Source organism: Gilliamella sp. wkB292, from assembly GCF_001690235.1.
GTDB lineage: Bacteria > Pseudomonadota > Gammaproteobacteria > Enterobacterales > Orbaceae > Gilliamella > Gilliamella apicola_F.
The window spans coordinates 1-3,095 of the sequence record NZ_LZGO01000018.1 but is presented as its reverse complement, the minus strand read 5'-3'; the positions used below and the strand labels follow the sequence as shown (position 1 = coordinate 3,095).

Here is a 3,095-nt window from a genome sequence, read left to right as displayed (position 1 = left end):
AATTCATATCATACTGATTTATAATAAATATTATTTTAATTTTTTTTAAAAAAATTTTTGTGGTAGTACAAAGATAAATCAAATAATCTTATTTTTTTATCAACAACAACTTCACAGCGTTATTATGATCAGTAGTAAATCAATCAGATTATTTTCATAGTAGCTGGTGATATAAATTCTTAACGTCATTTATTCTATTTTTTGAACGATTATCGATTACTTATTTTGGTATTAACTATTTAACTGCTTTGCTTGCCTGTTACTTATTAATACTTCAATATAATTACTATACCTCATCTATTTTTTAATCAAGCTGCATTTGGTTATTATTCAAAATAAAATGTGAATGCAAAACCATTTTTTGCTCAAACACATATCTAAGATTAAAATTCTTTACAAATTATCTTTTTAACTCAATCAATTGCACAATAAAAGTGACTAGCGATATACTGACTAAAACAATTCAAGCAGCACGTAAGGAGAGTTTATGAAAAAGAATGTCGTATTATTCAGTAAAATTCCTGCTGATCAACAAGCTAGATTAGAGCAAGCTTTTAATCTCACGCTATTTGAACGTAATCCTAATACCGATACAAAAGCCTTTATTCAAGCATTAGCGAGTGCCGACGGTATGATAGGTTCAAATATGCCGACACGCATTGACGATGAATTTTTAACCCAAACGCCAAAATTAAAAGCGGCGGCAACAATTTCGGTTGGTTACGATAATTATGATCTTTGTGCTTTAAAAAAGCATGGTGTTCGATTAATGAATACCCCGAAAGTATTGACTGAAAGCACCGCTGACCTTATTTTTACACTATTAATGGCGACCGCGCGCCGAACGGTGGAGTTATCCAATCTAATTCATGATGGAAAATGGACCAAGAGCATTACACCTGAATATTTCGGCACGGATATTTATGGTAAAACCATTGGTATTTTAGGGATGGGGCGAATTGGTAAAGCGATTGCTAAGCGCGCACACTGTGGCTTTGATATGAATGTCATTTACTATAACCGCTCAGCCCATCCCGATGTAGAACAAGCTTATCAAGCTAAGCGCCTAGAACTTGATGGTGTGCTTAGCCAAGCAGATTTTGTGGTGATTATTCTGCCATTAACCGACCAAACCAAACGACTCATCACTAAACAAAAATTAGCTTTAATGAAGCCATCAGCCATATTAATTAATGGCGCGAGAGGAGCAATTGTAGATGAGCAAGCATTAATTGAAGCATTAAAAAATAAAACGATCAAAGCTGCTGGACTTGATGTATTTGAAGTCGAACCCCTACCAACAACTTCACCACTCATGCAGCTTGATAATGTTTTATTATCACCACATGTAGGATCAGCAACGGTTGAAACTCGCTACGCAATGGCAAAATGTGCAGTCGATAATATTATTGCCGCATTAAAAGATGAAAAACCAACCGAAAACTGGGTAAACCCCGAAGTTGGTTAACTTGTATTCCCTATTGAATTGACCTATAATGCCCCGATATTGTTTACATTAACAATTCACAATTGGGGCTGATTCTGGATTCGACGGGATTTGCGAAACCCAAGGTGCATGCCGAGGTGCGGTAGGCCTCGTAAATAAACCGCAAAAAAATAGTCGCAAACGACGAAAACTACGCACTAGCAGCTTAATAACCTGCATAGAGCCTTCTCTCCCTAGCCTCCGCTCGTAGGACGGGGATAAAGAGGAGTCAAACCCAAACGAGATCGTGTGGAAGCCTTGCTTGGGGCGGAAGCATTAAACTTAATCAAGCTAGTCTATCGGTAGCGTGTTTGTCCGCAGCAGGTAGGCGAAATTTAAAGACAAACTACGCATGTAGTACCGAGGATGTAGAGATTTCGGACGCGGGTTCAACTCCCGCCAGCTCCACCACCAATTATAATTCCCACCTATACCTAATGACTTGTATTTTGTGTAATTTATACCCATAATTATATATATTTAAATAATAATATTATTTTTATGGAAAAACTTAAAATATTAAGAAAACAAAGTAATTATACACAAAAATATTTGGCTAATATGTTGGGCGTAAAAACCAAAGATATCCAAAACTGGGAATTGAATAAGGCTCAGCCTGAATTAAAAATATTACGAGATCTTGCTGTTATTTTTGGTACAAGCGTTCACGACATTTTAAGTAATGAAACAATAACAACAACAAATTATATGCCTTGGAACACCAACGAAACTATTGATTATTTTTGGGGACATATAGGTATTCTTTTATATAGTTCTAATATAATTAAATGGTATCCTATAACTAATTCTACATTTGATAGAGTTAAAACAATCTTAAGTAATGATGAACCAAGTAAAGAAAATGATATTTTATCTTTAGACACATTAAATAATCGATTACTTCTCATCAATAAAAATATAGTAAAAAAAATTTCACTCATCGACGATGCTTCAGATATGCCAAAAGATTGGGAGATTTCGTGGGATGGATATCAGGGACTAGGATCTGAAGAGTTTTATAACTTGATAGATGAATACTTTTTTGACTATGAACATTTTTATCAGAATACTTCAAAAGAGCTACAAAATAAGGTAGTAAATTTAATTGAAGAAAAAAGAATTACTGAAGATAATGTACTTGAGATTTTGAATCAGGTATATATTTATTATCATGATAATAGTGTTGAAACGATTGACATAGTAAATGCTTCGGAATTATTTGATAATGTTGGTACAATTGAATTGGAACTCAATAGATTTATTCAATTTTCTGATTACAATGGTGAAATACATTTTATTCCCTTGAATAGTGTTGGTTTAATTGATGTTCCCCTGTACTTATATAAAATTGGTCGTAATGAAATATTCGAAAATAAATAAGAAAATAAAATGGATGAAACAAAAAAAGTAGAAAATATTCATATAGAGAGTTTGGTTCAGTTTATTGATCAAATATTGAATATTGAAAATAAAAATCACCAAAATATATTTTATCGAGGTCACTCAAATGAAAATTATCTTTTAGAGCCATCTTTATTTAGAAAAGATAATCAAAATCAGCCTAAATATTGTAGTCAAGAGCACATATTATATCGAGAACTTTATATGT

At 33.1% G+C, this 3,095-nt stretch carries 2 protein-coding genes, 1 other RNA gene and 1 pseudogene; all 4 read left to right on the top strand.

Going from position 1 to position 3,095, the window contains the following annotated elements; all coding sequences use genetic code 11:
• Positions 1-487 precede the first annotated feature (487 nt).
• Positions 488-1,468 carry a D-glycerate dehydrogenase gene (locus tag A9G09_RS01260; RefSeq protein WP_065633110.1) on the top strand — a complete coding sequence of 327 codons (981 nt, stop codon included), beginning with the start codon at positions 488-490 and terminating at the stop codon, positions 1,466-1,468.
• Positions 1,469-1,532: 64 nt separating this feature from the next.
• Positions 1,533-1,897, top strand: a transfer-messenger RNA (tmRNA) gene (ssrA, locus tag A9G09_RS01255).
• A 90-nt stretch (positions 1,898-1,987) separates the two neighbouring features.
• Positions 1,988-2,866, top strand: a complete 879-nt coding sequence (locus A9G09_RS01250) for a helix-turn-helix transcriptional regulator (protein WP_081297431.1) — start codon at positions 1,988-1,990, stop codon at positions 2,864-2,866.
• Positions 2,867-2,875: 9 nt separating this feature from the next.
• Positions 2,876-3,095 (top strand): annotated as a pseudogene (locus tag A9G09_RS01245) (FRG domain-containing protein); the annotation flags it as partial.

Bases quoted from the DNA above. Each gene is read 5' to 3' on its own strand.
- A9G09_RS01260 (WP_065633110.1), top strand. From the start codon at position 488: ATGAAAAAGAATGTCGTATTATTCAGTAAAATTCCTGCTGATCAACAA.
- A9G09_RS01250 (WP_081297431.1), top strand. From the start codon at position 1,988: ATGGAAAAACTTAAAATATTAAGAAAACAAAGTAATTATACACAAAAA.